The sequence below is a fragment of the Tianweitania sp. genome, assembly GCF_032053605.1.
GTDB lineage: Bacteria > Pseudomonadota > Alphaproteobacteria > Rhizobiales > Rhizobiaceae > Tianweitania.
In genome coordinates this window covers 15,270-20,641 of record NZ_DAMBUH010000018.1, presented here as the reverse complement: position 1 = coordinate 20,641, position 5,372 = coordinate 15,270, and the positions used below count along the sequence as shown (strand labels likewise).

The following is a 5,372-nucleotide window of genomic DNA, read 5'->3' as shown; positions in this document are numbered from 1 at the left end:
ATCATATCTTGCACCGAAGACGGCACAGCCGCCGCCCTAAGCCGATCCTTCATGTTGTGCCGGAGGGAGTGAGTGGAAACCTTCGCGTCAGCCACGATCTTCCGCACGTGCTTCATAAGAGCCGCTGATGCGCTGTTAGGGCCGTTCTCAGTTGCGTACCGAGGAAACACCAGCGCCCTTCCCTTAGCCGCCTCAACGGCCTCCTTGGCGGCTTCTAGGGCATCACCGATTAAAGGAACCCAGCGGTGTGACGCGGCTGTCTTCACTCGGCGGTCCTCGTGCCAAGTGACCTCAACATAAGGTAAGTCGGCTTCCGTATGCACGTCTTGGACGCGCAACCCAGTGACCTCAGCAAGTCGGCATCCAGTGCCCTCCAATAGCCGCCAAATCAGCTTTATCTCGGGCTGCTTGTTGCGGCCGATAAGTCTCTCCCGTACCGCCTTCAATTCCTCAACACTGAAGGGTCGCCGCTTGGTGCGGGCAAGGTCTACCCCGCCACCCGCTGGCGCCTCCAGGCTCGCAAAAGGGTTGCGAAAGCCTTCTAGCTCAAACTCACGGGCTGCGTGGTTGATGATGGCCCGGAGGTCGTTGAGGTATCGATCCACGGTTGCGGGAGATCCGATCGCCCCAAGCATCGCTTCCTGTACCTTGCGAGCATCCGCTCTGCGTAGGGTCTTCAACTTCGGATCACGGCCAAGGGCGTCGGTCACATACTTCACAACCCGTTCGGCTCTTAGCTCGTTACGGCGTTGGGTCTTTAGTCCCGACTGAGAAGTGGCAAGCCGGTCTTTAACGTACAGACGCTTGGCATCCTCAAGGCTAGGAGTGGGTGGCGGCAAAGGCGACGAGGATGCAAGCGACCCGGCAAGGGCCGCGTCCTCGACACTCACGTCTAGCGGGTAACCGGTCTCCGGGTCTTCGGGGTACTTGGCTGCGATCCGGTCGCGCTCGGCTTCACGTCCGGCCCATGTCGCTTCAAAGTCTTCGCCGTCAGGGTCGAAGCCTAGCTCCCGGAGCCGCTTCCGCGTAAGGTCGTGCCTCTCCAAGTCGGTCGCCGGCCTTGGTGACAGGAGTCCTTCCTTCACTGCGACAGACCGCCGCGCTGTGTCCAGCGCCCTCTCCGCCTCCGCGTTGACCTTGTGATACCGCCTTGCGGCCTCCGCTTCCGAGCTTCCAAGCGGGTAGGTCAACTCCCGCTTGCCAATCGCTGGCCGGAGTTCTTCAGGAACTTTGCGCCTATAGCGCCAAGTCTGTCCGCGTTTTTGTACGTGTTTGAGCATCAATCCCACTGCTCGCGCTCCGAGATGGGCGGAGTTTGTACCGCCTGGTGTACCTAGGAGGAAGCGCTATCCCTTGAACCGTAAGGGTTCTGCGGTCGTCGAGGTGAGATTTGGTGCCCCCGGCAGGAATCGAACCCGCGACCTTCGGTTTACAAAACCGCTGCTCTACCAGCTGAGCTACAAGGGCACTGGAGGCGGCGCTTATCACATCCGTTGAACAAGTCAAAGCGAAGCCGCATTGCCCCTGCGAAACTTTGCTTCGCTTGATCTGCGTGGTAACCGATGCGGCCGCCCGGCAATCTTCGTTGTCGGTTCGGGGTCGGTTCAGGCCTGGAGCTTCACAGTTGACGCGCACGGATAATCCGAAACTGGCCTTTGTCGCTTCCGACAGTGAGGAAGCGGCGTCGGCATCCGACAGCCTTTGCGCCCGCTATGGCTGCGTCAGCACCGCCGAGGCGGACGTGATCGTGGCGCTTGGCGGCGACGGCTTCATGCTGCAAACGCTGCGCGAAAACATGTCTGCCGGCAAGCCGATCTATGGCATGAACCGCGGCACGGTCGGCTTTCTGATGAACGAATATAACGAGGACGGGCTGGTTGAGCGCATCGCCGCCGCCGACGCCGCGAAAATTCGGCCCCTCAGCATGGAAGCGCGCACAACCGACGGGCGAACGGTTACGGCGCTGGCCATCAACGAAGTGTCTCTGTTTCGCCAATCCTACCAAGCCGCCAAGCTGTCCATCACGGTGGATGGGCATCCTCGCATGGAGGAGCTGATCTGCGACGGAATCCTCGTTGCCACGCCCGCCGGCTCCACCGCCTACAACCTGTCGGCACAAGGGCCGATCCTGCCGCTTCAAGCGCGCCTGCTCGCCCTCACACCGGTCAGCCCGTTCCGGCCGCGGCGCTGGCATGGTGCGCTTCTGCCCCATACGGCGGAAGTCCGCTTCGACGTTCGCGAGATCCAGAAGCGTCCCGTGAATGCGGTGGCCGACAACATCGAAGTAAAGTCGGTTGTTTCCGTCACCGTGAAAGAGTCGCCGCGGGCGCGGGTGACCGTTCTGTTTGATGCAAGTCATTCCTGGGACGATCGAATTTTGCTCGAACAATTCCGATACTAGAGGAAATCGCACGAATCTTGGCTGGACTCAGCGCGCGAGCTTGACAAAGCACGCGCGTGGACGTAACGCGCCCTCAGCATTCCCCGGTCTTCCGGCGACCGGGACGATCTCGCGCCGACCATCGTTCCGCGCCTAGAACAGCAAAGATCACGCCCACGTGTCTTCCGAAGATACCATCGTCCAGCAGGACGTAACGTTCGCAGACCTCGGCCTGTCGCCGAAAGTCCTCTCAGCCGTTACCGATGCCGGCTATACGAAGCCGACGCCGATCCAGGCTGGCGCCATTCCCCACGCCTTGCAGGGCAAGGACATCCTGGGCATCGCGCAGACGGGTACGGGCAAGACCGCCGCTTTCACGCTCCCGATGATTACCCGCCTTGAAAAAGGCCGTGCCCGCGCTCGCATGCCGCGCACGCTGATCCTCGAGCCGACCCGCGAGCTGGCGGCACAGGTTGAAGAAAACTTCGTCAAATACGGCAAGAACCACAAGCTCAACATCGCTCTGCTGATCGGTGGCGTGTCCTTTGACGATCAGGAACGCAAGCTCGAGCGCGGCGCGGATGTGCTGATCGCAACGCCCGGTCGTTTGCTCGACCATCGCGAGCGCGGCAAGCTGCTTCTGACCGGCGTCGAGATCCTGGTGATCGACGAAGCCGACCGCATGCTCGACATGGGCTTTATCCCGGACATCGAGCGTATCTGCGAGATGATCCCGTTCACCCGCCAGACGCTGTTCTTCTCGGCAACCATGCCGCCGGAGATCACCAAGCTGACGGAAAAGTTCCTGCAGGCGCCGGTGCGTGTCGAGGTGGCCAAGCCCTCCTCCACGGCGACCACGGTGACGCAGCGCCTCGTTAAGTCAGCCTCCAAGGCATGGGATAAGCGCGCCGTTCTACGACGCCTCATCGACGAAGAAGGCGTTGCCGTCACCAACGCGATCATCTTCTGCAATCGCAAGGTTGATGTGTCCGAGCTTTATCGCTCGCTGACCAAATACGAATACTCGGCCGGTGCTCTGCATGGCGACATGGACCAGCGCGCCCGCATGCAGACGCTGGATGCGTTCCGCAACAACAAGCTGAAGCTGCTGGTGGCGTCTGATGTGGCCGCCCGCGGGCTTGATATTCCGGCGGTCAGCCACGTCTTCAACTTCGACGTGCCGATCCATGCCGAAGATTACGTCCACCGCATCGGCCGCACGGGTCGTGCCGGACGGTCGGGCAAGGCCTTCACACTGGTGACCAAGTCCGACAGCAAGTATCTGGATGCCGTCCAGAAGCTGACCAACCAGTCGATCGAGTGGCTCGATGGTGACCTGTCGACGCTTCTGCCGGAAACCGAAAGCGACGACGCACCGCGTCGTGGCCGCGGCGGTCGTTCCGATCGCACGACTCGCAGCCGTGATCGCGGTGAACGCCGCGAGCCGCGTGAACGCAGACCTGAAGCGGCGCCAGTCGTTGCAACAGAAGTCGAGGACGCTCCAGCACCTCGCTACGATCGCCGCGATGCGATCCGTCAGGGCAATGCAGAGCGTCAGGAAGCGCGCGCACCGCAGCCGCGCCGTGATCGTGACGATCGCAACCGCCGCTATCGCGATCAGGACGACGTCAACACGGTGGTCGGTTTCGGCGACGACATCCCCGCCTTCATGAAGATCGTGGTTCCAGCCGTTCCGGCCTGATCAGCGCTTCGCCGCTTCGATCCGCATGGCGCTCTCATAGGCCAGGCGGGTCCATCCCGCGAGTTGATCGCGATCATCGAGAATATCGGCCGGTAAGGACCAATACGGCATCTTGACCGGCTGCTTCGTTCGCTTGTTCTCGTAGACCCAGCGTGTCCCTCCCGCCGCCTCGTAGAAGCGGCCGGTCTCTTCATCCCCCTTCAGCATGATCTCGTCGTACAAGAGAATCCCGACGATCAAGCCGCGATGATAGATGCCCTTGCCGCTGAACATGCGGCGGATCTCGACGGCGCCCAGTCCGTCGAACATCTCTCGAATCGCTTCATCATCCATGGCCACCCTCCGGGAACGGCAACGCGCCTCACCTGTTTTCTTCCTGATCAGAAAAGGAAGAACAAGCCATGCCTTTGTTGCTCGAAGGGTCGTGCCGCTGCGGCGCCGTTAAATTCTCGGTGCAGAGCCACACGCCTGTGCCGTATCAGCGCTGTTATTGCTCCATCTGCCGCAAGCAGCAGGGCGGCGGCGGATATGCGATCAATCTCGGAGCCGACAACACGACGCTGAAGATCGAAGGCAAGGCGCATCTTGGGGTTTATCGCGCCACCATCGAAGACGACGAGCATGAGCACTGTGAGGTCTCGTCAGGCGAGCGCAACTTCTGCCGGGAATGCGGCTCGGCGCTTTGGCTCTACGATCCGTCATGGCCGGACCTCGTTCACCCCTTCGCCTCGGCAATCGACACGGATCTGCCGAAACCGCCAAGCTCGGTCCATCTCATGCTGAAATACAAGGCGTCATGGGTAGAGCCGCAGATCGGGCCCGATGATGCGACCTTCGACCTTTACCCCGAACAGTCGATTGAGGACTGGCACCGGGAAAGAGGTGTCTGGGTCGAATGAACTCAGGCCGCGCCCTGAGCGCGGGCTTCAGCCAATGCCTTCAGGTCGGCCGGCTGCAATTCCACGGACTCACCACAGCCGCAGGCCGATGACTGATTGGGATTGTTGAATACAAAGCCGGAGCGCAGCTTGGTTGTTTCGAAGTCCATCTGCGTACCAAGGAGGAACAAGGCCGCTTCCGGCGCGACATAGACATGCGCGCCGTCATGCTCGACGTGATCGTCCTTTGCATTGACCTCGCTGACGAGATCAATCGTGTATTCCATGCCGGCGCAGCCGCCCTTTTTCACGCCCACGCGGATGCCATGCACCTCGTCGCGATCATCCACGATTTCGCGCACGCGCTCGGCTGCGCGATCCGTAAGGCTCATGACGCTGAAACGTCCCATCT

At 61.2% G+C, this 5,372-nt stretch carries 6 protein-coding genes and 1 tRNA gene; 3 read left to right on the top strand and 4 right to left on the bottom strand.

The features are described 5' to 3' along the window. Positions 1-1,280: DUF6538 domain-containing protein (locus tag RTX98_RS06630; protein WP_312795453.1), on the bottom strand; the 1,280-nt coding region annotated here is incomplete at its 3' end. A gap of 111 nt (positions 1,281-1,391) precedes the next feature. Then, positions 1,392-1,467, bottom strand: a tRNA-Thr gene (locus tag RTX98_RS06625). Between the two features lie 157 nt (positions 1,468-1,624). Between RTX98_RS06625 and RTX98_RS06620 the strand changes: the two genes are divergently transcribed. Both RTX98_RS06620 and RTX98_RS06615 read left to right on the top strand, forming a co-directional pair. After that, positions 1,625-2,401 carry an NAD kinase gene (locus RTX98_RS06620; RefSeq protein WP_312795452.1) on the top strand — a complete coding sequence of 259 codons (777 nt, stop codon included), beginning with the start codon at positions 1,625-1,627 and terminating at the stop codon, positions 2,399-2,401. 157 nt (positions 2,402-2,558) lie between these two features. Further along, positions 2,559-4,082 (top strand): DEAD/DEAH box helicase, encoded by a 1,524-nt coding sequence (locus RTX98_RS06615; RefSeq protein WP_312795451.1) that lies wholly within the window; start codon positions 2,559-2,561, stop codon positions 4,080-4,082. On the opposite strand, the gene RTX98_RS06610 is transcribed toward RTX98_RS06615, so the two are convergent. Continuing rightward, complete coding sequence (locus RTX98_RS06610; protein ID WP_312795449.1) at positions 4,083-4,415, bottom strand: TfoX/Sxy family protein; 333 nt, start codon at positions 4,413-4,415, stop codon at positions 4,083-4,085. It abuts the gene before it with no gap. Between the two features lie 68 nt (positions 4,416-4,483). Between RTX98_RS06610 and RTX98_RS06605 the strand changes: the two genes are divergently transcribed. Continuing rightward, positions 4,484-4,981: a GFA family protein gene (locus RTX98_RS06605; RefSeq protein WP_312795448.1), complete on the top strand. Its 498-nt coding sequence runs from the start codon at positions 4,484-4,486 to the stop codon at positions 4,979-4,981. Between the two features lie 2 nt (positions 4,982-4,983). On the opposite strand, the gene sufA is transcribed toward RTX98_RS06605, so the two are convergent. Then, positions 4,984-5,370 (bottom strand): Fe-S cluster assembly scaffold SufA, encoded by a 387-nt coding sequence (gene sufA, locus RTX98_RS06600; protein WP_312795447.1) that lies wholly within the window; start codon positions 5,368-5,370, stop codon positions 4,984-4,986. Between the last annotated feature and the right edge of the window lie 2 nt (positions 5,371-5,372).

What these genes read in the sequence shown, in the direction of transcription:
- sufA (WP_312795447.1), bottom strand. Translation starts at nt 5,370, where the DNA reads ATGGGACGTTTCAGCGTCATGAGCCTTACGGATCGCGCAGCCGAGCGC.
- RTX98_RS06610 (WP_312795449.1), bottom strand. Translation starts at nt 4,415, where the DNA reads ATGGATGATGAAGCGATTCGAGAGATGTTCGACGGACTGGGCGCCGTC.
- RTX98_RS06605 (WP_312795448.1), top strand. Translation starts at nt 4,484, where the DNA reads ATGCCTTTGTTGCTCGAAGGGTCGTGCCGCTGCGGCGCCGTTAAATTC.